At 65.9% G+C, this 23,315-nt stretch carries 30 protein-coding genes; 8 read left to right on the top strand and 22 right to left on the bottom strand.

Features of this window, described 5'->3' with window-relative positions; translation table 11 throughout:
• The 4 genes from B5J99_RS11150 to htpX form a co-directional block, all read right to left on the bottom strand.
• Positions 1 to 1,773, bottom strand: coding sequence for a heparinase II/III family protein (locus B5J99_RS11150; protein WP_425456487.1), 1,773 nt, complete (start codon positions 1,771 to 1,773; stop codon positions 1 to 3).
• Between the two features lie 74 nt (positions 1,774 to 1,847).
• Positions 1,848 to 2,510, bottom strand: a complete 663-nt coding sequence (gene rpe / locus B5J99_RS11155; protein WP_117352415.1) for a ribulose-phosphate 3-epimerase — start codon at positions 2,508 to 2,510, stop codon at positions 1,848 to 1,850.
• Positions 2,511 to 2,605: 95 nt separating this feature from the next.
• Complete coding sequence (locus tag B5J99_RS11160) at positions 2,606 to 3,892, bottom strand: RsmB/NOP family class I SAM-dependent RNA methyltransferase (RefSeq protein WP_117352416.1); 1,287 nt, start codon at positions 3,890 to 3,892, stop codon at positions 2,606 to 2,608.
• A gap of 95 nt (positions 3,893 to 3,987) precedes the next feature.
• The gene (gene htpX, locus B5J99_RS11165) at positions 3,988 to 4,869 is read right to left on the bottom strand and encodes a zinc metalloprotease HtpX (protein ID WP_197275833.1); all 882 of its coding nucleotides are present in this window, start codon (positions 4,867 to 4,869) and stop codon (positions 3,988 to 3,990) included.
• Between the two features lie 151 nt (positions 4,870 to 5,020).
• Here htpX and B5J99_RS11170 point away from each other — a divergent pair, with 151 nt between their 5' ends.
• Together B5J99_RS11170 and B5J99_RS11175 are read left to right on the top strand one after the other, a co-directional pair.
• Positions 5,021 to 5,200, top strand: a complete 180-nt coding sequence (locus B5J99_RS11170; RefSeq protein ID WP_054136061.1) for a DUF1674 domain-containing protein — start codon at positions 5,021 to 5,023, stop codon at positions 5,198 to 5,200.
• A gap of 98 nt (positions 5,201 to 5,298) precedes the next feature.
• A complete protein-coding gene (locus B5J99_RS11175) occupies positions 5,299 to 5,808 on the top strand; it encodes a DUF2306 domain-containing protein (RefSeq protein WP_117352417.1) in 510 nt (169 codons plus the stop codon).
• Here the strand turns inward: B5J99_RS11175 and B5J99_RS11180 are convergent.
• The 13 genes from B5J99_RS11180 to B5J99_RS11240 form a co-directional block, all read right to left on the bottom strand.
• Positions 5,801 to 7,315: a PH domain-containing protein gene (locus B5J99_RS11180; RefSeq protein WP_117352418.1), complete on the bottom strand. Its 1,515-nt coding sequence runs from the start codon at positions 7,313 to 7,315 to the stop codon at positions 5,801 to 5,803. The two genes, B5J99_RS11175 and B5J99_RS11180, sit on opposite strands and share 8 nt — an antisense overlap.
• Positions 7,312 to 7,839 carry a PH domain-containing protein gene (locus tag B5J99_RS11185; protein ID WP_054136064.1) on the bottom strand — a complete coding sequence of 176 codons (528 nt, stop codon included), beginning with the start codon at positions 7,837 to 7,839 and terminating at the stop codon, positions 7,312 to 7,314. Before B5J99_RS11185 ends, B5J99_RS11180 begins: the two co-directional genes overlap by 4 nt.
• A gap of 116 nt (positions 7,840 to 7,955) precedes the next feature.
• Positions 7,956 to 8,549 carry a hypothetical protein gene (locus B5J99_RS11190; protein WP_054136065.1) on the bottom strand — a complete coding sequence of 198 codons (594 nt, stop codon included), beginning with the start codon at positions 8,547 to 8,549 and terminating at the stop codon, positions 7,956 to 7,958.
• Between the two features lie 80 nt (positions 8,550 to 8,629).
• Positions 8,630 to 9,178: a demethoxyubiquinone hydroxylase family protein gene (locus tag B5J99_RS11195; RefSeq protein ID WP_117352419.1), complete on the bottom strand. Its 549-nt coding sequence runs from the start codon at positions 9,176 to 9,178 to the stop codon at positions 8,630 to 8,632.
• Entirely contained in the window at positions 9,175 to 9,681 is a 507-nt protein-coding gene (locus tag B5J99_RS11200) for a disulfide bond formation protein B (protein ID WP_117352420.1), read from the bottom strand. Before B5J99_RS11200 ends, B5J99_RS11195 begins: the two co-directional genes overlap by 4 nt.
• Positions 9,682 to 9,738: 57 nt before the next feature.
• Entirely contained in the window at positions 9,739 to 11,112 is a 1,374-nt protein-coding gene (locus B5J99_RS11205) for a S41 family peptidase (protein ID WP_117352421.1), read from the bottom strand.
• 243 nt (positions 11,113 to 11,355) lie between these two features.
• On the bottom strand, positions 11,356 to 12,564 hold the full coding sequence (locus tag B5J99_RS11210) for a murein hydrolase activator EnvC family protein (protein ID WP_117352422.1): 1,209 nt from the start codon (positions 12,562 to 12,564) through the stop codon (positions 11,356 to 11,358).
• Positions 12,565 to 12,570: 6 nt separating this feature from the next.
• Entirely contained in the window at positions 12,571 to 12,993 is a 423-nt protein-coding gene (locus B5J99_RS11215; protein WP_069049597.1) for a 23S rRNA (pseudouridine(1915)-N(3))-methyltransferase RlmH, read from the bottom strand.
• A gap of 49 nt (positions 12,994 to 13,042) precedes the next feature.
• Complete coding sequence (rsfS, locus tag B5J99_RS11220; protein WP_117353468.1) at positions 13,043 to 13,357, bottom strand: ribosome silencing factor; 315 nt, start codon at positions 13,355 to 13,357, stop codon at positions 13,043 to 13,045.
• Positions 13,358 to 13,613: 256 nt separating this feature from the next.
• The gene (locus B5J99_RS11225; RefSeq protein WP_054136071.1) at positions 13,614 to 14,258 is read right to left on the bottom strand and encodes a nicotinate-nucleotide adenylyltransferase; all 645 of its coding nucleotides are present in this window, start codon (positions 14,256 to 14,258) and stop codon (positions 13,614 to 13,616) included.
• Entirely contained in the window at positions 14,255 to 14,539 is a 285-nt protein-coding gene (locus B5J99_RS11230; protein ID WP_054136072.1) for a type II toxin-antitoxin system RelE/ParE family toxin, read from the bottom strand. Before B5J99_RS11230 ends, B5J99_RS11225 begins: the two co-directional genes overlap by 4 nt.
• A complete protein-coding gene (locus B5J99_RS11235; RefSeq protein WP_069049598.1) occupies positions 14,539 to 14,829 on the bottom strand; it encodes a CopG family ribbon-helix-helix protein in 291 nt (96 codons plus the stop codon). The genes B5J99_RS11230 and B5J99_RS11235 overlap by 1 nt, the downstream gene beginning before the upstream one ends.
• 43 nt (positions 14,830 to 14,872) lie before the next feature.
• The gene (locus B5J99_RS11240) at positions 14,873 to 16,153 is read right to left on the bottom strand and encodes a glutamate-5-semialdehyde dehydrogenase (RefSeq protein WP_117352424.1); all 1,281 of its coding nucleotides are present in this window, start codon (positions 16,151 to 16,153) and stop codon (positions 14,873 to 14,875) included.
• Between the two features lie 258 nt (positions 16,154 to 16,411).
• Between B5J99_RS11240 and B5J99_RS11245 the strand changes: the two genes are divergently transcribed.
• The 3 genes from B5J99_RS11245 (at position 16,412) to B5J99_RS11255 (ending at position 18,779) form a co-directional block, all read left to right on the top strand.
• Positions 16,412 to 17,596 (top strand): M23 family metallopeptidase, encoded by a 1,185-nt coding sequence (locus B5J99_RS11245; protein WP_342768867.1) that lies wholly within the window; start codon positions 16,412 to 16,414, stop codon positions 17,594 to 17,596.
• A gap of 28 nt (positions 17,597 to 17,624) precedes the next feature.
• Complete coding sequence (locus tag B5J99_RS11250; protein WP_054136075.1) at positions 17,625 to 18,023, top strand: bactofilin family protein; 399 nt, start codon at positions 17,625 to 17,627, stop codon at positions 18,021 to 18,023.
• 69 nt (positions 18,024 to 18,092) lie between these two features.
• Positions 18,093 to 18,779, top strand: a complete 687-nt coding sequence (locus B5J99_RS11255; RefSeq protein ID WP_117352425.1) for a hypothetical protein — start codon at positions 18,093 to 18,095, stop codon at positions 18,777 to 18,779.
• On the opposite strand, the gene B5J99_RS11260 is transcribed toward B5J99_RS11255, so the two are convergent.
• Both B5J99_RS11260 and B5J99_RS11265 read right to left on the bottom strand, forming a co-directional pair.
• Positions 18,780 to 19,070: a helix-turn-helix domain-containing protein gene (locus tag B5J99_RS11260; protein ID WP_150126191.1), complete on the bottom strand. Its 291-nt coding sequence runs from the start codon at positions 19,068 to 19,070 to the stop codon at positions 18,780 to 18,782. It abuts the gene before it with no gap.
• Positions 19,030 to 19,311, bottom strand: a complete 282-nt coding sequence (locus B5J99_RS11265; RefSeq protein WP_117352426.1) for a BrnT family toxin — start codon at positions 19,309 to 19,311, stop codon at positions 19,030 to 19,032. Before B5J99_RS11265 ends, B5J99_RS11260 begins: the two co-directional genes overlap by 41 nt.
• A 67-nt stretch (positions 19,312 to 19,378) precedes the next feature.
• Between B5J99_RS11265 and B5J99_RS11270 the strand changes: the two genes are divergently transcribed.
• The gene (locus B5J99_RS11270) at positions 19,379 to 19,966 is read left to right on the top strand and encodes a GNAT family N-acetyltransferase (protein WP_117352427.1); all 588 of its coding nucleotides are present in this window, start codon (positions 19,379 to 19,381) and stop codon (positions 19,964 to 19,966) included.
• Here B5J99_RS11270 and B5J99_RS11275 read toward each other — a convergent pair.
• Positions 19,963 to 20,724 (bottom strand): glycerophosphoryl diester phosphodiesterase membrane domain-containing protein, encoded by a 762-nt coding sequence (locus B5J99_RS11275; protein ID WP_117352428.1) that lies wholly within the window; start codon positions 20,722 to 20,724, stop codon positions 19,963 to 19,965. The two genes, B5J99_RS11270 and B5J99_RS11275, sit on opposite strands and share 4 nt — an antisense overlap.
• 109 nt (positions 20,725 to 20,833) lie before the next feature.
• Here B5J99_RS11275 and lipB point away from each other — a divergent pair, with 109 nt between their 5' ends.
• Both lipB and B5J99_RS11285 read left to right on the top strand, forming a co-directional pair.
• Entirely contained in the window at positions 20,834 to 21,538 is a 705-nt protein-coding gene (gene lipB / locus B5J99_RS11280; RefSeq protein ID WP_117352429.1) for a lipoyl(octanoyl) transferase LipB, read from the top strand.
• On the top strand, positions 21,535 to 21,861 hold the full coding sequence (locus B5J99_RS11285; protein ID WP_162892568.1) for a hypothetical protein: 327 nt from the start codon (positions 21,535 to 21,537) through the stop codon (positions 21,859 to 21,861). Before lipB ends, B5J99_RS11285 begins: the two co-directional genes overlap by 4 nt.
• Positions 21,862 to 21,975: 114 nt before the next feature.
• On the opposite strand, the gene queC is transcribed toward B5J99_RS11285, so the two are convergent.
• Positions 21,976 to 22,659, bottom strand: coding sequence for a 7-cyano-7-deazaguanine synthase QueC (gene queC, locus B5J99_RS11290; RefSeq protein WP_425456396.1), 684 nt, complete (start codon positions 22,657 to 22,659; stop codon positions 21,976 to 21,978).
• 182 nt (positions 22,660 to 22,841) lie between these two features.
• Positions 22,842 to 23,258, bottom strand: coding sequence for a DUF3617 domain-containing protein (locus B5J99_RS11295; RefSeq protein WP_069049608.1), 417 nt, complete (start codon positions 23,256 to 23,258; stop codon positions 22,842 to 22,844).
• Positions 23,259 to 23,315 lie beyond the last annotated feature (57 nt).

Below are 23,315 nucleotides of genomic sequence, written 5' to 3' on the forward strand. Positions count from 1 at the left end.
TTATCCCATATGCTTGAGCAGCCAGCCATAATTGCCACCGCCGCTGGACACGGATCCGGCAAGCACGATCTGCTGGCTGGGCTGGATTTGCCCGCGGTCATCGACCCACAGGCTTTCTTCAAGAGTCACGCTGGCAGATGCCGAGCGGAATTGCCACAGCGAGCCATCGGCGATGCGCAGGAACACGCCCATGCCATCACTCGCCAGGTGCGCCTCGACATCCAGCCCCAGATGGAAGCGGATCGCGAACGGCATCTCGGAAGGCTTGCTGCGACCGAAGCCGCGCTTTGCGGCGGGCAGCAATACATCCTCGCCGCGCAGTTCGCGTCCGTCTGAGCGCAGGACCAGCAGGCGGCGATGGGTGAGGCCATAACGCTTGGCATAGCCGTCATGGCTCATGTCGAGGCGCACCGCATCGTCGGTATCGCGGCGGTCGAGTTCGACCAGCCCAACGCCCTTGCCGAGCTGGCCCTTGGGCAGCACCGCGGTGCTGTTGGTATCGTCGAGGCACAAGGTCGAATGCGCGGCGGTAGCACGCAGCCCCCGGCTCAGCGATGCAGGAACGTCGGCAGGCAGCACGCCCGCGCCGCCGCAATTGACGATGATCCGGTGCGGACCGTGGCTCATCTCGAAGGCGAGCGTGGAGGCGCAGCCGGCGACTGCGTGTCGCGCCATCGGCGGGGTTCCGGCATCGACCAGCACCACCGTGCGCCCGGCGGGAATGCGCTGGAAGCCCCAGTGCCGCGCCTGACGCAGCGGGCGCGAGCGCACGCCGGTGGCGCGGATCAGCGTGGTCATCGCCTCTGCGGGGATCGCGGCTGAACCCTGCCAGCTGCCCAGCGAGCCATCATAATGGGTCAGCCCCTGCAACGCCGGAACCGCGCGGCCCAGCGCCAGCTCGATGATCGGCGACAGCAATTCGTTGCGCGCCGCATAGACCGACTTGAGCATCGCCAGCACGCGGATGGCCTCGATCTGCGCCAGCGGCGAGCGCGACAGCGCGCCGCCATCCTCACCCATGAAGGTTTCGATCGCGCGCTTGAGGCCTGCCTCGCCGAAGATGCGGCGCGGCTCGCCATCCGGGAGCAGCAGCGCGGCTGCGACCACGCCTGTCCATGCGGTCAGCCTTGCCAGCCCCTCGGGTGCCTTGTCGGCGACATGGTCGAGATGTCGCGCGGTGCTGGCAAAATTGCGCAGCACGCGCGAGCGGTACACCAGGTCGCTGCTCGACAGGATCAGAGGTGCGTGCGCCGCGCAGTTGAGAATGCGGCGCGCGGCGATGTCGGCGCGCCAGGCGGGATCGGAGACGGTTTCCAGATGCGCGTCGAGCCAGTGATCGACCAGCGACTCGGCAATCGGAACGCACGTCTCGCGCGGGGCAGCAGCGGCAAGGTCGCGCAGCCAGGCAAAGCTGTGAATATAGTCGAGCGCCTCGTCGGGTGCCTTGAGGCTGGCATAATCGAGCTTGGCGGTGGGGATGCGCGCGCCTGCGATCTGGAAATGCCCCGCGCGGATCGCCTTGCCGCGCCGCGCATCGCCGGTGAACGGATCGTCGGGCGCGGCCAGCAACCGCAGCGGCGAGCGGCCCTTGAGCCGCAATTTGTGCAGCGGCGTGCGCCAGGTCAGCCGATAGAAATAATGCACCACGCTCTCGGTAAGCGAAAGGCCGCGGTCGTTCTCGAGCCGGATGAGCTGCTTGCGCTCGCCTTGCGCATCGGATTCGCTGGCGTGGATCAGGTCGGGTCGGGTTTCTGTCACATCGCTGCCTATCATCGGCAACTGCCGCTCGGATTCGCTGGCCTGGGCAGCAAGGGCGCCTGTCCGGCGGCTATCGGACAGGGCTTCGGTCATTGGCCTTTGAGCGCCCGGATGTTGGCGGCGTAATGGTCGGGGCCGCCCTTGAAGGTCGCGGTGCCCGCAACCAGTGCGTTGGCCCCTGCATTGACCGCCTGGGGCGCGGTTACCGTATCGATGCCGCCGTCCACCTCCAGATCGATGTGCCGCCCGGTCTTGGCGATCATCTTGGCGATCGCCTCGATCTTGCGCAGCTGGCTGGAGATGAAGCTCTGGCCACCGAAGCCGGGGTTGACGCTCATCACCAGTACCAGATCGACATCATCGATAAGGTAATCGAGCATCTTGGCGGGAGTGGCGGGATTGAGTACCACGCCTGCCTTCTTGCCCAGCGACTTGATCAGCTGGACGGTGCGGTGGATGTGCGGGCCGGCCTCGGGATGGACGGTGATGAAGTCGGCGCCCGCGTCGGCAAAGGCTTCGACATACTGGTCCACCGGTGAAATCATCAGATGGACGTCGAACGGCTTGGTCGTGTGCGGCCGAAGCGCCTTCACCACGGCAGGGCCGATGGTGATGTTGGGGACGAAATGCCCGTCCATCACGTCGATGTGGATCCAGTCGGCACCCGCAGCATCGATCGCGCGGACTTCCTCGCCCAGACGCGCGAAATCGGCGGAGAGGATCGACGGAGCTATCAGTGGGGGCTGCGACATAGGCTTAGGCGCTTAACCCTCAACATCTGGTGGGGCAAGGTTTGTCCGCAGGCTTTTCCACATGATTTGGCCCATCACCGGACAGGCGATGCAATTTATGCCGTGCGGCGCAGCCTGGCCATGAAGAACCCGTCGAGTCCGCCTGCCTCGGCGAGCATACCGGGCAGCGTGCGCACCCGCCCGAGGGCGTCTGGCGCGACTCCTGCCGGCAGCTCGTCGGCGCGGACCGGATCGATCGCAAAGCGGCTGTCGGCGGCAAGGAACTGGTCGATTACCGCTTCGCCTTCCTCTGGTTCCAGCGAGCATACGGCATAGACCAGCACGCCGCCGGGCTTGACCCAGTTGGAGGCACGATCGAGCAATACCGCCTGCTGTTCGGCGCGCTCCTCGATATGGCGCGGCGCGATGCGATAGAGCACGTCGGGGTGGCGGCGGAAGATTCCGGTGGCGCTGCACGGCGCATCGAGCAGCACCGCATCGGCCTGCTCGTCGGGGCGCCATTCGAGCAGGTTGGCGGTGACGGTCTGCGCCTCCAGCCCGGTGCGCTTGAGGTTCTGGCGCAGGCGGCGCAGGCGTTTTTCGGAATTGTCGAGCGCAGTGACATTCCAGCCGGCGGCGGCCAGCTGCATCGTCTTGCCCCCAGGCGCGGCACACAGATCGAGCACGTGCCCGCCCCGGCTCGTGCCCAGCAGGCGCGCGGGCAGGCTCGCCGAGATGTCCTGTACCCACCAGCCGCCCGCTTCGTAGCCGGGAATCAGTTCGACAGCGCCGCCACGCTGCAGCCGGACATGGCCTGGCATCAGACTGATGCCGCTCAGTTCCTGCACCAGTGCATCGGTTCCGGCGGAGTCGGCGAGCGCCAGATCGAGCGGCGGCGGGGTGCCCAGAGCAACGCCTGCGGCCTCGACCATGCTATCGCCCCAGGCCGCCTGCCAGCGATGCGCGGTGGCGGGCGGAAGCTCGGGCGCGGGCAGGGTGACACCTGCGCGCATCAGGCTGCCGAACACGCCATGCGCCAGCTTGCGCGGGCCGCCCTGCAGCAAGGGCAGCGCCGTGGCGATCGTCGCATGCGGCGGGGTTTCCAGCACCAGGGTCTGCGCGAGCATGATCCGCAGCACCATCCGCGCCTTGGCATCGTCGGCCAGCGGCAGCCGGGTCATGCTGTCGATCATCAGGTCGAGCCCGGGCAGATGCCGCAGCACTTCGCCGGCGATCGCCATCGCGAGCGCACGGTCGGAGCGCTCATCAATCCCCTGGCACGCCGCATGCTGCGCCGTATCCAGCGACTCGCCGCGCCGCATGACGGCATCGAGCATGCGCAGGGCGGCCTGGCGGGCGGGAAGGCCGGGGGTGGCGTCGGGAGCGGGGGTGCGGTTGGTCATCGGGGCGCGTTAGGCGCGGTGGCGCGACAAATCAAATTTCTCGAGCTTGCTGAACGTCTCTCCCCTCCCGCAAGCGAGAGGAGAGAGGAAATGTGTCACCCCCGCCCCAGCGGGTCGAGCGCGCTGCCGCGGCGTGGCTGCGTGGGGGCAGGCGCACCCCCCATGTCGCGCGCGATCGCTTCCAGCGCGGCGATGCGGTCGCCGGTGTCGGGGTGGGTCGAGAACAGTGCCCGCACGCCCGAGGGCACGATATACAATTGTGCCGCAGCCGGATTGCGCTCGACCACCGGGTTGGGGATCCGCTGTGCCTGGCTCGATATCCGCGCCAGCGCCGAGGCGAGCGCCATAGGCTTGCCGCTGATCTCCGCGCCACCGCGGTCCGCACCGAATTCGCGCGTCCGGCTGATCGCCATCTGCACGATCATCGCCGCGAACGGCGCCACGATCACCGCGAGGATCGACGCCCAGGGGTTGCGGTTGTCGTCGCGGAAGAACAGCCCGAAATTGGCGAGCATCGAGATCGCGCCCGCAATCGTCGCGACCATGGTCATGATCAAAGTGTCGCGGTTTTTCACATGCGCCAGCTCGTGCGCCATCACGCCCTCGATCTCGTCGCGGCTGAGCATGTTGAGCAGCCCGGTGGTCGCTGCGACGGCGGCATTCTCGGGGTTGCGGCCCGTGGCGAACGCATTGGGTGCGGCCTGATCGATGACATAGACGCGCGGCATCGGCAGCCCGCCGCGCTCGGCAAGCCGGGCGACCAGATTGTAGAAATCCGGATGGCTCTGCGCGTCGATCTCGACCGCGTTGTGCATCTTGAGCACGATCTTGTCGGCGTTCCAGAAGGTGAACAGGTTCATGCCCGCCGCAAACAGCAGCGCAATCACCGCACCACCCGATCCGCCCAGCGTGTAGCCCAGCGCCATGAACAGCGCGGTCAGCGCTGCCAGCAGCATGGTGGTCTTCATCCCGTTCATCGTTCTTCTCTTAATCCTTTTGCACCGGCGCAGCCAACCGCTTCACATTCGGGTGGTCTGCCCCATATTGCCTTCATCAGATGTAATATCGCGCGCGCCGCTTTCAATCGGGCCTGCGCCCAGACGCTAAACACCACGAGGATCCGCTTCCATGCCCGAAACTCCCCGCGCAACCCGTCGTCCCGATCACGTCAAGCCGCCTGCGCATTGGGCCAAGTCCGTCCCCGTTCCCGCGCCACAGCCGATTTCCGACGATCAGGCCGAAGAGGCCGCACGCGGCCCGACCCGGTTCGGCGACTGGGAGCTCAAAGGCATCGCGATCGATTTCTGACGACCCCAATCCTGACCTTTCCGGGTGAGGAATTCGTTTGCGCACCCCGCTGTGATCGGTCCATATCCGATCACAGGGGCAACGGGGGCAAGTCCATCATGGCCAGTTTGGCAGGATCGCCCGTCGGGCCGCGCACGCTCGCGCCCGACCGGTTCGAAAAGGTGATGGCGTGTGCGGCAATGTTGCTGCTGGGGTGCGTGATCGTCGCGGTGACCAAGGGCGTGGACGGTCTGGCGAAAGTGCCGCCGTTCATCCTGCTGCATCTGGCAACCATCACCATCGCGCTGGCGCTGACCCCGGTGATGCTGCTGCGCCCGCGCGGCGACCGCAGCCACCGCCGGCTCGGCACCATCTGGGTGCTGGCGATGTTCTCTACCGCCGCGCTGTCGTTCGGCATCCGCACCAACCAATGGGGCGGGTTCAGCGTGATCCACATCCTGTCCGTCTGGACCGTGATCCAGGTGCCGATCATCTGGTGGACCGCGCGCAATCACAAGATCGCCCGTCACCGCAGCGCAGTGCGCGGCATGGTGTTCGGGGCGCTGCTGATCGCCGGGTTCTTCACCTTCCCCTTCGACCGGATGCTGGGCCGCTGGCTGTTCAGCTGAGTGCGAGCAAGCGGCTCCGCAGCGCGATCGCGTCATCCAGCGGGATGGCGTGGATGGTGACCGGTGATGACCGTCCGGCAACCCCGATCTCGATCTCGGCCAGGCCGATGAAGCGGCTCACCGCGCTCTGCGTGATGTCGACGCTCTGCACCCGGCGCAGCGGCAGCAGCGTCAGGCGCTGCGCCCAGAAGCCGTCGCGGACATAAAGCTGCTTGCCTTCCAGCGCATACCGGTGCGCGCGCCAGTGCAGCCTGCTGCACAGAGGCACGGCCGGCAGCAGCGCATAGAGCAGAAACAGCCACGGATTGGCGAAGGTCGCCGATACGCCGATGCCGATCATCGGCACAGGCAGCGCGAACACCAGCGGCACCCACCACATCGCCGGGTCGACGGGCTGCATCTCGGGATAATCGGTGTCCCAGCGGATACCGGTCTCGTTCAGTATCGCGCGCACCTCATCGGCATGCGCCAGCGGAGCGATGGCGTGGTCGCTTTCCTTGTCGCTGTCGCTGGCGAGGCTCTGGACCTTGAGTTCGAACCAGCCCAGCCGTCGCCGCAGCGGGCCAGTGGCGATGACCGCAGCCTGGATGCGGTGCAGCGGCATCACCACATCGGTGAGCGTGATCAGCCCGCGCCGCCTGCGAAACCCGGTTTCGGTGCGGTCGAGCCGGAAGCCGTGTTCGCGCAAGACCGTGCGGATCACGCCGCCTAGCAGCCCGATCACCAGCAGGCTGAACAGCGCAGCGATGATCGACATCACTCGGGCGGCGATGTCGAGCGCGGCAAACAGGTCCTCCAGCCCCAGCATATCGAGCAGTCGGCGCGGATCCCAGATATCGCCGGGCAGCAGAAAATCGAGATTGTTGACCAGTGCACCAACGAGCGCGAAGAACACCAGCGAGAAATTGAACACGCCGGCGGTCAGCACCCGGCGTGTGTCCATCGCGAACATCGGCCTGGTTTCGGCCGCAGCATGCGTGAATTCCGGCGCGGCTTCAGCTGCAGGCTCGGCGGTCTCCTGCGCCGCCTTGCGCAGCCTGATGACATCGCGCAACCGGCTGGCTTCGGCCAGATCGACCGAATCGAGCACGCCTTCATCGCCACTGCCGCTGCTCCCGGTTTCCAGCCGCACCTTGGCCATGCCCAGCATCCGGGCGAGCAGGCCCTGTTCCAGATTGACGTCCTGGATGCGTTCGTAGGGGATCGAGCGGACATTGCGACTGATGATGCCGCTGGCGATGCGCAGTTCCTCCTCGCCCAGCCGATAGGAAAAGCGCCACCATTTCCAGAATTCGGTGCCGAACATCGCGACGATCGCAAAGAAGGCGATCAGCGCGACCCAGCCGCGGATTTCGTCCGGCCCGCTCAGTCGCAGCGCGATCAGCCCGATGATCGCCTGGGGCAGTTGGCGCGACAGGTTGAGCAGCAGGGTCAGCGGGTGCAGCCGCCGTTCGGTCGCCGTGTCGGCGATCGGGACGGGCTGCGGGGCGATCAGCGTTTCGTTCATTCTGCCTCGCGGCGGATGTGCAGCCGCATCGCGTCGCGCATCGCTTCGGCATCGGGGCGGGTCAGGCCGGGCAGGGTGACGATCGAATTGTGGGTGCCTGCGGTGTGGACCGTGAGGCTGGCGAGGCCGAACAATCGTTCGACCGGGCCTTGTGCCACGTCGATATGCTGGATGCGCTTGAACGGCACGATGGTATCGGTGCGGAACAGCCAGCCGCGCGCCACCCGAAGCTGTTCGTCGGCGCCGCTATAGCCCCAGCGGCGCCATTTGCGCTGGGGGAGGAAGACAATCACGAACGCACCGAACGCGAGCACCGGTGCCAGCACCGCGCCCTGTTGCATGCCGCCTTTGACATGCATCACCACCTCGACCACGCCGGCCCCCACCACCACAGCCAGCACCACCAAAGCTGTCATGATGCGGATGACGTTGCGATAGGCAGGCTCGACCGGTTGCAGACCGGCGTCGAGCGCCGACACCGACGGGACCGGCTGATCGAATATCTCGGCCAAGGATGACGACATGCTCCAACCCACTCCCGAATAAGGCCCGAGGCAAAGGCCGATGGCCTTCGCCCGCACCCTATATGGGCGAGGTGTGTTAGTCGCGCAAGTCGGTAGATCGCCGGGCGCGGACGCGCTTATTCGGGCGAGGGGGTTTCCGGCTCGGGCTTGCGCTCGGGTTCGAGGCCATCGGCTTGCGCCCGCATCGCGGCGGCAGCCGCTTCGCGTTCGGCCTTGCGCGAATCCAGTTCGGCGGCGATTTCATCTTCACGCGCTTCGACCGCGGCGGCATCAGCATCGATGTTGGACAGGCGGCGCTGGCGCTCTTCCTCGATCAGGCGGCCTGCAACGACTTCCTCGCTGGTCTTCTTCTCGAGCCGTGCGGCCAGTCCAAGCTGCTGGCTGCAGCCGGTGAACCCGCCCGCGCCGACCGGCGAGCAGCTGTCGGTGCCGAAGTTGCCGACCGTTTCCATCGAGCGGACCCGCTCGGTCCACGAGGTGTTGGCGATCGAATTGGGGTCGCTGCGCAGCTTCTCGGGAATGCGATAGCGCTCCTGCTCGTCCATCCGCATGCACACGACGATCTCATTGGGGTTGGTCGAAGGCTCGCAGGCATCGCTGCCATAAACGATCCTCTGCACCACCTTGTCGCCAGCAGCATCCTGAGCGGAGGCCGGCGCGGCGAAGGCCGTTCCAATAAGCAGCAGGGCTGCCAGGGTTCCGGTCTTCATCGTCAGTCTCCTCAAGATCAGATCAGCAGTGTCGGCCTGTATCCGCCCGTGCATGAACGAGGCGTGACGCTTTGGCCAGATCAGATACGCTTGGAAAGCGCGATTGCCGCGCGGCAGCCCATGCGGATCACCGCGCTCATCACGGGATAGCCCACCGCCTGTTCGGCGCCCTCGGCCAGCGCGCGCTCCTTGTGCTCAAGCTCTTCGTCGCGGAATTTCGCGATCGCCGCGCTGAGCTCGGGATCGCTGTCACCCAGTTCGTCCAGCTGCTCGGAATAATGCCGGTCGATTTCGGTCTCGACCGCGACGGTGCAGGCCATCGCCGCCTTGGGACCGATCAAAGCGGTTACCGCGCCGAGGCCGAAGCCTGCGACATTCCAGAACGGCTGCAATGCGGTAGGGCGGACCCCGCGCTCGGCCATCATCCGGTCGAAGAACGCGCGGTGCACCTCTTCCTGCTCAGCCATCCCGGCGATCGCACGCGCCTCGGGCCCGGTATCGCCCATCACCGCGCGCTGGCCTGCATAGATGCGGGTCGCGCCATATTCCCCGGCCTGGTTGACCCGGATCATCTCGGAAAGATCGATCTCGCGCCTGGCGGGGTTGAGCGGCTCGTTCTGGTGGGTCATGCGACTATGGTTCCCGGCTGTTTGCGGCGTAGCAGCAGATAGATGGCGGCCGCCCCGGCCAGCGACAAGAGGAAATTATAGCCTGCGAGCGAGATGCCGAACATCGACCAGGGCGCCGCGTCGCAGCGAACCAGCGGTGCGGCCATGATAGAGTTGAGCACGTCGTCGGTGGTGGCCCCTGCGGGCACCGAGGTGGCGCAGGTGGTAAGGCCTTCCCACCAGCCATATTCGACTCCGGCGTGAAATCCGCCGATCAGCCCGCTGGTGGCGATGGCGATCGCGGCAAGCGCCGCCATGCCAACGGCCAGGCCCTGTACGCGCCGCACCGAGAGCACCGCAATGCCGCCCAGCGCCAGCGCAGCCCAATGCGGCCAGCGCTGCCAGTAGCACATCTCGCACGGGTAAAGCCCGAAGACATATTGGCTGACCAGCGCCCCCCCGAGCAGGGATGCAGGGATAAGCAGTGCCAGCCAGGCAGCGATACGCGGCGCGCGCGAAGTCATGTCAGATCAGGCCCCCGAAACAAGCAAGGAAAACTGCAGCATCCTGAACGCTGATGCTCAGTTGCGGCGAGTCACCGGACGGGCCGCAACAGTGGAACGCGCAGGAACGCCGCGGGTTGCAGCCAGCCGCGCGCTCGCCAGCGTGGTGCGCTGCAGCGTTGCCAGCGCGTAATAGAGCTGGAAGTCCTCGATGCCCTTTTCCTTGAGCTGCTCTGTGGTCATCGTGAAGCGCGGATCGGCGAGCTTGTCGACCTCCAGATCCTTGTCGTCGAGCCCGATCTCATTGATCAGATGCCCGCGCAGATCGGATTCGCGCAGCTTCATCCGGGTCTTGTAATCCGGGTCGGACAGCTGCGGAACCGCGATATCGGGTTCGATCCCGCCTTCCTGCACCGAATTGCCCGAGGGCGTGAAATAGCGCGCGGTGGTGAGCTTGAGCGCGGTGGTGCGCGACAGCGGCAGCAGCGTCTGCACCGATCCCTTGCCGAAGCTGCGCTCGCCCATCACCAATGCGCGGCGATGGTCCTGCAGCGCGCCTGCGACGATTTCGGAAGCCGAGGCGGAGCCCGAATCGACCAGAACGATCAGCGGCGCGCCATTGATGACGTCGCCGGGACGCGCATAATAGCGTTCGATATCGCCCTTGTGGCGGCCGCGCTGCGAGACGATCTCGCCTTTCTGCAGGAACGCATCCGACACCGCGACGGCTTCGTCGAGCAGCCCGCCGGGGTTGGAACGCATGTCGAGCACATAGCCGGTGGGCTTGCGACCAAGCTTCGCTTCGATGCCCTGCACCGCCTCTTCGACATCTGCACCGACGCTGGCGGTGAAGCTGGCGATGGTTATGATGCCGATATCGTCCTTCACCTCCCAGGTGACAGGCTTCAGGTCGATGATCGCGCGGGTGACGCTGACGTCGAACGGCTTGTCACGGCCTTCGCGCACGATGGTGAGCTTGATCGAGGTGCCCGGTTCGCCGCGCATCTGGTCAACCGCATCGTCGAGCGTACCGCCATAGATCAGCTTGCCGTCGAGATGGGTGATATAGTCGCCCGCCTTGATCCCGGCCTTGTCGGCGGGGGTCTCGCGGGTGGGGGCGATCACTTTGACCGCGCCGTCCTGCATCGTCACCGACAGACCCAGGCCACCGTACATGCCTTCGGTCTGGGTGCGCAGATTGGCGAAATCGCGGGCATCGAGATAGCTGCTGTGCGGATCGAGACTGGCGAGCATGCCGTCGATCGCGCCGCGCACCAATTTGTCGTCGTCCACCGGCTCGACATAATCGGTCTTCACCCGCTCGAAGATATCGACGAAGCGCGAAATCTCCGCCTGGGTATCGGATTCGACTTGCGAAATGGCCGATGTCGCCACGGGCACCAGCGCGACGGCCAGGGCAATTGCGGAAACTCGGGCGAGGCGGGACTTCATCATCAAACGCAACCTTGTTGTTGAACCGGTCTGGACTTCGGCCCGGGTCGCGATAGCCCGGCCATCGCGGATGGCCAGAGCACTCCCCAGGCAATGATCGTCACGCATTCCCCAAAACGCGGTGGATATAATCTAGGCGTCTGCGCAGCAAAATGCCAGATGCTTTGCCATCAAGAACCGATCCGCTTCGACCAGCGGTCTACGCTAACGTCGGCACCTTTCTGGCAGGTGAATGGCAGGCTCTCAGCTGATCAGCGCGGCAATGTCGATCGGGCGACCATTGCGGCGCAGCTCGACCGTGATCCGGGGACGGTTGTCGCCCGCGCGGCCGATCGGATCGCCCTGCGCGACGCGTTCACCCACCTTGAGCGCGGTACTGTCCATTCCGGTGATCAGGCTGGTCCAGCCGCCGACATGCTCGATGATGACGATGCGCCCGAACCCTCGATAGCGGCCGGCAAACCCGATCCGGCCATCGGCGGGCGCGATCAGCTGCGCCCCGGGGCGCGCGGCTATGGTGAGCCCGCGCGAACGAACCCCGGTGGTCGCGACCTCGCCAAAGCCAGAGACGATCGCTCCCATCACCGGCAGGCGATAGGCGGGGCGGGCGCTGCGGGTCGCGACGGGCGCGTTTTCGACGACCTGCGACTGTTGCGGTCGGGGCGGGCGCAGCACCGGGCCGTCCAGCGCCGCCAGCTGCGCGCGCAACGACCCGCTCGCCTCGATATCGCCGACGAGCGCATCAAGATCCCGTGCGCGTTCGCCGAGCCCCAGCGCCCGCTCTTCCTCCAGCGCCGATGTGCTGGCGAGCTGGCGCGACTGCGCGCGCGACCGGGCCTCGAGCCGCGCCAGCGCGGCGCGCCGGTTGGCCAGCTCCCTGCGGCCATCGCGCTGAAGCCGGGTGGCGCGCCTGGCCTGTGCGGCCAGATCGGCGGAGCGGGCGATGTCCTTGCGCAGCAGCGCGGTCTGCGCCTCGACCCGGGGCAGGGTGGTGGCCAGCACCGCACGCACGCGGACCATGTCGTCGATCGATCCGGGCTGGACCAGCGCGAGCATGATGGGGCGGCGGGCCAGCGATTGCAGCGCCGCAGTGAGCCTTACCAGCGGCTGCTGGCGGCTGGCCAGCCGCGCCCTTTGCGCGCGTTGCAGCGTGGCGATGATCTTCACCCGCGCCTCGGCCGCAGCGATCTCGGCCTCGGCCTCCTGCACCCGCGATGCCAGCGCGCGCGCATCGCGCCGCGCCTTGTCGGCTGCTTCGGTGGCGGCCTCGGCCTGCTGTTCGAGCTGGCGGCTGCGGCGCGCGGCGGCCCTGGCGTCGGCGAGCGAGCGGGCGAGTGCGGCGCGTTCCTGCTCCAGCAGATCGACCCCGCGCTGGACGGGGGCAGCGCTTCCCGGCAGCGCAGCGACGATCAGCGCGCCTGCCACCAGCAACAGGGCAAGGGGGCGCCGCACGACCGCTCAGCCCTCGCGATGATAGGGATGGCCGGCCAGGATGCTTGTGGCGCGGTAGAGCTGCTCGGCAAGCATCGCGCGCGCCATCAGGTGCGGCCAGGTCGCCTTGCCGAACGCGATCAGCAGGTCGGCGCCTTCGCGCTCGGCATCGTCAAAGCCATCCGCCGCGCCGATCAGGAAGCGGGTTTCGCGCACGCCGTCATCACGCCAGCGTCCGAGCGCCTGAGCGATGTCGATCGACGTCATCTGCTTGCCCAGTTCATCGAGCATCACGGTGCGGCTGCCCTGCACCGGCGGCGGTACCGTGCCGCCGCGGTCAGGCAGCTCGGTGATCGCCAGCGGCCACTGGATGCGCTTGACATAGCGCTGCACCAGCTCGGCCTCGGGCGACCGGCCGATCTTGCCGCGCGCGATGATGTGCAGGCGCATAGACGATCATCCTGCCTGGACGGGTCAGTGCTGGATCCGCGTGTACGGATCAGGCGTTGGGCGTTTCCGGCGCGTCGCCAAAGGCCCACATGCGTTCCAGATTGTAGAAGGTGCGCACTTCCGGGCGGAACAGATGGACGATGACATCGCCGGCATCGATCAGAACCCAATCGGCATTGGTCAGACCTTCGATCCGCGCGATGCCGCCGGACTGCTTGATCTTCTCGGCGAGCTTCTGCGCCATCGACGCGACCTGGCGGGTCGAGCGACCCGAGGCGATGACCATGAAATCGGCGATGTTGCTTTTGCCGGCGAGCGGGATCGAGACCACTTCCTGCGCCTGATCGTCGTCGAGCGACTGCATCACCAGCGCGTGCAGTTCGGTGGCTTCGGCCAGCTGCGTTTCCGCGGTCCGGTGGGACGGGCGAACCGCGCCGGTCTGGGCGGTACCGGGCTGGGCGGTGCCGGTCGGGGTGGGGGAAAGATTGGTCAATGGAACTCCTTGCGAAAATACGCTTGATCATGGGTCCGGCGCCGGAACGGCGACCGCGAGAAAGGCACAGGGTGAGGGGTTGAAAACATATCCCGGCAAGGGATGGATGAAGGTCCGGCTGGGGCCGTCACGCTAGGACCTGCCGGGTCACTGCATCGCGCACGATTGCATCGGCGTAATCCAGGGACCAGTCGGGATCACCCCTGCGCAAAGCAGTGGCAGATCGCGGATCAGGACGAAAGCGCAGCTGCACGAGCGCCGGCATACTCCATCGTGTCCAGTCACTTGCCTGGTCCCGGGGCCGGACACGATGCCCGAACCAGGCCATTGCGGGGGCCGTAATGGCACCTCCATCATATCCGGGCCGGGCGATGACTGCAATCGGCATTTGCCGCGCTATGTCGCGCCACCGGTGCCATCGGTGGAAATTGGCCAGATTGTCCGCGCCCATGATCCAGATGAACTCGCGCCTGGGATGCCGTTTGCGCAGTTTTGAAAGCGTATCGACGGTGTAGCGCGTGCCCAGCTGCGACTCGATCGCGGTGGCGCGGATGCGGCTGCGGCGGCTCATCTTGCGCGCAGACGCGAGCCGCGCCTTGAGGCTGGCCATGTCGGATGCGCCGGCCTTCAGCGGGTTGCCGGGGCTGACCATCCACCAGATCTCGTCGAGCCCCAAGGCTTCCATCGCGAACAGGCTGATCGCGCGGTGTCCGCGATGCGCCGGGTTGAACGATCCGCCGAGCAGGCCGGTGCGAACGGGACGGTTGTTCATTCAGGCAGACCCCAGTCCTGGCGCTCGTGATAGACGCGCAGGATGTGCAATCCATCGTCCTCGACAGCATAGATCATCAAAAACGGGGCCTTCTTCATTCGCCATTTGCGATGACCCGACGCTCCGACAGGAGATCCCAGCCGCGGGAATTCAAGCAATCGGGAAATCGCTGCCTCAAGCGCCTCGACGATATTGAGAGCGTAGGTCGGGTCTTGCTCAAGAGCGCTCTCGTAAAATTTGAGAAAGTCAGCCTGCGCTGGCAGCGACCACTTTACTTGCATCAGGCTGCTTCATCTCGCTCATGCTTCTGGGCAGCGATCTTCGCTCTGGCGCCCACCTTCATCTCGGTGATCCACTCCTCCATCTGCTCCTGGGTCAGATAGTCGCCGCGCCCGATCGCATCCTCGCCTTCCTTGACGAAATCCAGGAACGCGGTTTCGGCGCGGGCCATCTTTTCGATCGCGCGGGCGGCGAGCCAGCTACGGCTGCGGCCTTGCGCGGCGGCGAGGCGATCGACGAGCGCCATGACTTCGGGATCGATGCGGGCGGTGATGACCTGTGACTTGCTCATGGGCGCATGTATACAATGTATACGCATTGGCGGCAACCGGCGATCAGGCGCGAACCTGACCCGTTCCTTCGACCAGCCATTTGTATGTCGTCAGCCCCTCCAGCGCGACCGGTCCGCGTGCGTGCAGCCGCCCGGTGGCGATGCCGATCTCCGCGCCCAGCCCGAATTCTCCGCCATCGGCGAACTGGCTCGAGGCGTTGACCATCACGATGGCGCTGTCGACTTCGGCCTGGAACCGCGCGGCGGCGGAAGCATCACTGGTGATGATCGCATCGGTGTGGCCCGAGCTGTGCCGCGCGATATGGGCGAGCGCGCCATCGAGGCCGTCGACAAAGGCCGCCGAGACGATGGCGTCGAGATATTCGGTGTCCCAGTCCTCGTCGCTCGCCGAGACTGCGCGTGGTTCGAGCTCAAGCACCATATCGTCGCCGCGTACCTCGCAACCGCCATCGGCCAGCGCCGCGAGCAAGGACGCAGCATCAGGATAGTCCCGGTCGATCAGCAGCGTTTCCATCGCCCCGCAAATTCCGGTGCGACGCAGCTTGGCATTCACGACGATCGCCTTGGCCATATCAGGGTCGGCGGCCGCATGGACGAAGCTGTGGCAGATGCCGTCGAGATGCGCGAGCACGGGAACGCGCGCATCGGCCTGAACGCGCGCGACCAGCGACTTGCCGCCGCGCGGGATGATCAGGTCGATTCCGCCGCTGGCCGCGAGCATCGCACCGACGGCATCGCGATCCTGGGTCGGCACCAGTTGCACCGCCGATGCGCCGATCCCTGCGCCGTTGAGCCCGCGCACAAAGCTGGCGTGCAGCGCGCGGTTGCTGTGCATCGCCTCGCTGCCGCCGCGAAGGATCACCGCATTGCCCGACCGCACGCACAAGGCAGCGGCGTCGATGGTGACGTTGGGGCGGCTTTCATAGATGATCCCGATCACCCCGATCGGCACGCGCACCCGGCGCAATGTCATGCCCGCAGGCGCGGTGCGCCGGTCGATTTCCTCACCCACCGGATCGGGCAGTGCAGCGACGGCATCGACGCTTTCGGCGATCGTGGCAAGCCGTGCCGGGTCCAGCCGCAGCCGGTCCAGCAGGGCAGGGGTAAGCCCGCGTGCAGCTCCGGCCTCGCAGTCGCGGGCATTGGCTGCAAGGATCTCCGCCGTGTCGGCGCGCAAGGCCTTGGCCGCGGCGCGCAGGGCTTCGGCCTTGGCCGTGTTGCTCATCCGCTTGAGGCTGGTCGATGCCTGGCGCGCGTCCTGACAGCAGCGATCGATGATCTGGACAGCAGTCAGTTCGGGCGTGGAGGGGGCGGCGGTCAACATGCCCCGCCTGTAGCAGCGCAAGGCAGTGGTTCCAAGCCGCGACTCGGCAACCCCGCTGGATAGGAAAAAAACGACTCGCAACCGATTGCACGGAGGTTTTGACAGCTTGAATGTCGCTTCAATTGCGAAAAATTCACTTCGAAATGCGGTTCATCGCACGACTCGTCCGACTCGTGGCAATCACGAGGGAGTCGATTCGCCAACCCCGATTCGCTTTGCTAGCCGCGCTTCGGGGTTAATTTTAGGGTCGAACGGGTCGTGCGCATTTCAATGGTGCGCCAGCGTGTTACCGATACGCTTGCGCAATGGTTCCCTGATCGCGAATTTTTCATGCGGTCGCAGGGGCAGATCAAATTCGTGAAGGTTTCGGCGCGGCTGCAGATGGCGGTTGCGGGCGCGATTGCTGCTGCGCTGCTGCTGTGGCTGTTGGTCACGCTTGCCATGCTGGTCAGCCAGTACAGCATCAGCGCGGAGCGGCTGGCGCTGGTGGCCAAGCAGGCGCAGGTCGAAAGCTCCGCCAGCCGCGTTGCCGCCTATCGCTCCTCGGTCAACGACGTCGCCGCCGACCTGGAAAAGCGCCAGGCATTTCTCGAAGACATCGTCACCAGCTATATCGGCGAGCAGGCCGCCAGCGAGGATGCCACCACCGTGGTGGGTGATGCCGCCAAGGGCAGCAGCGACGAGGCGGCCAAGACGGCCAAGAAGATCAGCGCCATGGTTCCCGAGGCAGCAGGGCTTGCCCGCATGGAAGCCCGCCAGATCGCCTTTGTCGAGCAACTGACCAAGGCCGCGGCAGTGCGCGCCAGCGCCGCCGAACAGGCCATTCGCAAATTCGGCCTCAACCCGGACAGCGTCGCACGCGCCAGCGCGTCCGCCCAGGGTGGTCCGTTCATTCCGCTGAAGAGCTCGGGCGCGCTTCGGCTCGACCGTCGCTTCACGACATTAGGCCAGACGCTAGCGCGCATGGATGCGCTCGAGCGGGGCCTTGTCGCCATCCCTTCGGGCGCGCCGGCTCTGGCTCCGGCCATCACCAGCGGCTTCGGCTATCGCCGCGATCCGTTCACCGGCGCGGCAGCGCTCCATAGCGGCATCGATTTCAAGGGTGCGCACGGCTCGTCCATCCTCGCAGCGGCCCAGGGCAAGATCGTTTTCGCGGGCGTGAAGAACGGCTATGGCAATTGCGTCGAAGTGTCGCACGGCAACGGCCTCGTGACCCGCTATGCCCACCTGTCCTCGATCGGCGTCCGCATCGGGCAGAAGGTCGACAAGGGTGAACGCCTGGGCGGCATGGGAAGCACCGGCCGGTCCACCGGCACGCATCTGCACTTTGAAGTGCGCCACAACGACCGTGCCATGAACCCCCGCCCGTTTCTGGAGGCCAACCGAGATGTTCTCAAGATCCAAGCCGTCGCCGAACAGCGGACCGACGACGCCACCCGCTAACGCCCGCTCAGCCAGGTCAGGATCCAGCATGGTCGGTAATTCCACTTTCTCCGTGATCGGCTCCGATGTGGTGATCACCGGCAACATCTCGGCGAAGGTCGATCTGCACATTGATGGCCGGGTGGAAGGCGATATCAGCTGTGCCTCGCTGGTGCAGGGCGAATCGAGCAGCATCCACGGCGCGATCACTGCGGAGACCGCGCGACTCGCAGGCAATGTGACCGGATCGGTCGATGCCCGCGATCTGGTGATCACCGCCAGCGCGCAGGTGACTGGTGACGTCAGCTACGAGACGATCACCATCGAGCAGGGTGGTCATGTCGATGGGCAGTTCCGTCACAAGAGCAAGGTCGCCCATTCCGCAGCGTCCACGCTCGCCAACCCCGCTTCGGGCGAGGACCGCCCGGCGCTTTTGCTGTCGAACTGACGCCGCCAAAGCATCGCCGCTGCAAAATGCCGCTTTGCGTGAGCGCTGAGCCCGCTTAATCATGCGGGCATGACACAAACCCGCCCGATCCTCGCCGCGCTGCCCTTGCTGGCCGCGACCCTGCTTGCCGCTTGCCAGGCCGAGCCGGAGAAACGGGCCGAGGCTGCGCAGGATCCGCATCAGGGCATCGACCTGCCACCGGGACATCCGGCGATCGCGCTTCCGGGCGAGGGCGGGGCAGAAAGCAATCCGGCAGCATCGGGTCACCCGCCGGTGATCAGCCTGGATGGCGAGGGGCTGCGGTTGGTCGATCCCAAAAGCGGCGCGACACGGCCACTGGCGTTCGGAGTCGATCAGGCGCAGCTGAGGCTGGTTGCAGAGAAGCTCAAGGGCCCGGCCAAGGCGGGTCGCAACGAAGAATGTGGTGCAGGCCCGCTGAGTTATTTGAGTTGGGATGACGGGCTGACGCTGTATTCGCTCGATGGGCTGTTCGCCGGCTGGGCGCTCGATGAGGCTGGCGCTGCGGTTCCCGCCAAGCCCGCAACGGGCCAGCCTGCGCCCAAGCTCACCACGATCAGCGGAATCGGCATCGGGTCCAGCCGCACGCAGTTGCTCGATGTCTATGATGCGACGATCGAACAGACGACGCTGGGCACCGAGTTCAACGCCGCCGGGCTTTCGGGCATATTGGATGGCCCCGGACCCAAGGCCAAGGTGACCAACCTGTGGTCGGGCGTGAACTGCGTCTTTCGCTGATCAGGCCGCGTCGGCGATCGCCTTGGCTGCCAGTTCGGGTTCCGCGGCAATGACCTTGAGATAGGCGCGCACCGCGGGCGGCGGCATGTGCCGTCCGATCTCGTACTGGCGGATATTGGCGAGCGGAATGCCATAGGCGCGAGCAAACTCGTCCTGGCTCATGCCCAGCCGATTGCGCAGCATGCGGATCCGGCGACCCATCAGCCCCCGTTCCAGTCCGGCAACGCTTACGTCCCGATCTTCCGGATCGTTAGGGTCTGCCGGAATAGCGATCATAGTCTCTTTGTTCACCAGAATTGCTCCTTCTTACCGATATCAGGCGGCATGTGTCGCCCCGCCAAACGTGAATGACGGTCCACAGTTTGCCGCTGACCAGGCCGATGGCCTTGAATCGCTCTTCCTCATCCCCCAAGCGGATCGTCGGCAGAAGAACGAGTTGCGCATCATCGAAAACCCGTTTGCCGAACGCGAGGGGTACACCGTGCTCGAACCGGTTGACCTCGTCCTTGGCGGGATCGAATGCGATGTCCATCGGTCGCTTATGATATGTGAATCACACAGGGATGGCAAGGCAGGGCCTCTCTGGCTAGAGCAGGGGCATGACATCGCACTTCACCCCCGTCGCGCCCGGCAAGCTTGCCACTATCGTCACGCATTTTGAGATGCGCGCCCGCCCGCGCCCACGGCCGCTCAAGCCGGTCCCGCTGCGGCTCAAGCGTTGGCAGGCGCCATCAGCGGACAAGTACCGCATGCTCTATCGCAGGGTGGGCGAGCCGTGGCTGTGGTTCTCGCGGCTGCTGCTTTCGGACGACGCGCTGACCGCGATCGTTCATCACCCGGCAGTCGAGATCTTCGCGGTGCTCGACCCTCAGGGCATCGAGGTGGGGCTGCTCGAACTCGATTTTCGCCAATCCGGGGCCTGTGAGATCGCCTTTTTCGGGCTGATCCCGCAGCTGACCGGCCAGGGTTTCGGTGGCTGGATGATGGCGCAGGCGCTGACGCTGGCCTGGCGCGCCGGTATCAAGCGGGTGTGGGTGCACACTTGCACGCTGGATGATCCGCGCGCACCGGGTTTCTACATCGCCCAAGGGTTTGTGCCGATCGCGCGCGAGATCGAGGTCATGGACGACCCGCGCCTCACCGGGTTGATCCCGCGCGAGGCTGCGCCGCACGTCCCTCTGATTTAGCTGAAGGTTTCGGCGACGTCCTCGGCCGCGGGGCCGGCCAACTGCCGATAGAGCGCTGCATAGACGCACACCATCAGCACGCTCAGGAACATGCTGAGCACCGCATCGACCAGCGTGGTCAGCGTTTCGGCCATGTCGCCCCCGATGCCCAGCCGGATGACGAGGCCGATCACGGTCACGGAGGTCAGATAGACGAAGAAGGCGGTGACCGCGACGACCAGCACGAACACCAGCACGCGGCCGCTGTTGCCCTTGGTCAGTGCCCAGGAACGGCGCAGCGCCGCGGTGATCTTGTAGTTGCGCTCGGCCACCATCGCCGGGCCTGCTACCAGCAGCTTGATGAAGATGTAGATGCCCGGCAGCACAAAGGCCAGCGAGCCGAAGAACACCATGACCCCGCTCAAAATCCCCATCGCATAATAGGGCAGCAGGATGGACAGCCCGCGGCGCATGGCCTCACCTACCGAAGGCTGCCCGCGGTCGAGGATCAGCGCCAGCATCACCACGCTGGCAAAGCCGTTGGCAAGGCCGATCAGGATGATCCAGAAGATATTGTCGGTGTAGAACTGCTGCATCCCCTGGTAGATCGTCTCGAGCGTCGCGTCGGGGGCGCTGACCGGCGGGGGCGAGAACATCGCGAAGGCGAGCCCCGGCAACAGGATAAACACCCCGGCCACGCTCAGCAGCAGTTCGCGATTGGCGCGAAACAGGTGCATCACCTCGTTCCAGCAGGCGGAAAGATCGAGCTTGCGGGTCATGGCGGGATTGGCCTCACTGCCTAAAGCGATTAAAGGCCTGCGCTAAACGGCACGGGCACAGCGCGCAAGGCATTTGGCGCCGGGCTCCGGGCTGGAAGGCAAGGGCAGTATGGCATCGACCAAAGCAACGGCACAGACAGGCGAGGCGGCGATCCCCGAATGGCGGATCGAATCGGGCCTGCTCCCCTATCCTCAGGCGCTGGCCGCAATGGAGGAGCGCAACCGCGCCATAGAGGCGGGCGAGGCGGAAGAGCTGATCTGGCTGGTCGAGCATCCGCCGCTCTACACTGGTGGCACCAGCGCCGATCCCGCCGAGCTGCTCAGCCAGCAGTTCCCGGTCTATGATACCGGGCGCGGCGGGCGTTATACTTATCATGGCCCCGGCCAGCGTGTGGGCTATGTGCTGCTCGATCTGCGCCAGCGGGGCAGGGATGTGCGCTGCTTTGTCCACGCGCTCGAAGACTGGGTGATCGCCTCGCTGGGCGATCTGGGCGTGTCTGCGCGCCGCGCCGAGGGACGGATCGGTATCTGGACCGACACGCTCAATGGGCAGGAAGCCAAGATCGGCGCGATCGGCGTGCGGGTGCGGCGCTGGGTGACGATGCACGGCTTTGCGGTCAACGTGAACCCGGACCTGACGCATTTCGGCGGCATCGTGCCGTGCGGCATTGCCGAATATCCGGTGACCAGCCTCGCGGATCTCGGCATCGCTGCCACCATGGCCGATCTCGACGCCGCGCTCGCAGCGCAGGCCCCGCGCTTTCTTGCAGGCCTGGGCGGGACGTGCCAAGCAGCTGCGGTACAGGAGACATGATGATGGTGAAGCCGATCTTTCTGGGACTGTCGCTGGCAGCAGCGGGGCTCGCGCTCGGCGGATGCCAGGACAAGGCTGCGGACAGCACAGCGGTCGCGCAGGGCAGCGCACCCGAAGGCACGATCAGCGACGAGCTGCCCGATCTGGAGCTGCTGCCCAATGATGCGCCGCTCGCCGACCCCGCCGATCTGCCGCCGGTGCCGGGCGTGACCGGCAAGGCTGCGCCCACCGCACCCGAGCGCGCGCTGGCGAGCGATGCGCCGCAGGCTGCGCCTGCACCCGCTCCGGCAGAGCCCGCGCTCGAAGGGTCGATCGCGGAGTAATTTCCACTTGAGCCGTCACCCCCGCAAAGGCGGGGGTCCCACTTTTGCGCCGGTGTTTCGACAAGAGCGGGATTCCCGCGTTCGCGGGAATGACGAAACTGGGAATGGTTTGATCTAGGCCGCGTACACTGTCGGATCGACCAGCCCGGCATCGGCGAAGCCCTGCTTGCGCAGGCGGCAGCTGTCGCACAGGCCGCATGCCTTGCCCTCGGGCGTGGGATCGTAGCACGACCAGCTCATCCCCGGATCCAGACCCAGCCGCGCGGCCTCGGCGGCGATCTCGGCCTTGCCGAGGAACTGCAGCGGCGCGTGGATGGTGAACGGCTCGCCCTGGTCGCCCGCCTTGGTGGCGAGGTCGGCCAGCCGCTCGAAGCCCTGGATGAATTCGGGGCGGCAATCGGGATAGCCCGAATAATCGAGCGCGTTGACCCCGATGAAGATGTCGCGCGCGCCCAGCGCCTCGGCCCAGCCCAGCGTGAGCGACAGGAAGATGAGGTTGCGCGCGGGCACATAGGTCACCGGGATATCTTCGCCGACCCCGGTCTTGGGTACGTCGATATCGTCGGTCAGCGCCGATCCACCGAACTGGCGCAGGTCAAGCGGAAGCACGATGTGCCGCACCGCGCCGATATGCGCGGCGATCTTGCGCGCCGCCTCGATCTCGACCCGGTGGCGCTGGTTGTAATCGATGGTCAGCGCGGCAACGGCAAAGCCCTGCTCGATCGCGCGCGCGGCAGAGACCATGGAATCGAGCCCGCCCGATAGCAGGACAACGGCGGTTTTCTGAGGCTGGGTCATGGCTTTGCGCATATTGCGCCGCGCCATCTCGGGCAAACCAAAAAATCGGGCCGCGCGGACGTGTCCGGCGGCCCAGTGAGGTCGTTAAGACCTGAATGGAGGAAAGCGTACCGAGTCCGGCACCCGGCTGCTCTACACCCGATGTGGTTAAGAAAACGTGCAGGTCTCAGCCCGCGCCGGGTTCAGCCGCCGCAAGCGCCCGCGTAGCGGCCTTCCATCGTCATCGCGAAGGGCGAGTTCTGCGCGATGCCTTGCGAATCGATCTGGATCAGCCCGCGGCCTTCATATTTGATTGTGGTGCGACCCGACCCGCCGCTGGCACAGCGATAGGTGACGGTCACTTCGTCGGGCTCGTCCGAAACAACGAAGCGACTGCACTGGACGTCCTTGTGGCGCAGCTGGAGCAGCTTGCGAGGGTCGCGGATGCAGATCTTGTCGGCGCTCTGCGCGCTGCCGCGTTCCTTCAAATTCCACAATCCCGGCTGGACCTTGTTGAGCATGGCGAGTTCGGGGCCCTGAGCGGGGGCAGGAACGCAGGCGAGCCCCGCTGCAGCAGCGGCAACGGCCATCCATTTCCAGCGAAGGTGAAGCATCGTCATCTGGTGTAACCCTATCGTTGGTCCCCGCGCCCCAAGGCGGCAGGAACAGTCAAGTGA

The organism is Blastomonas fulva, from assembly GCF_003431825.1.
Taxonomy (GTDB): Bacteria; Pseudomonadota; Alphaproteobacteria; order Sphingomonadales; family Sphingomonadaceae; genus Blastomonas; species Blastomonas fulva.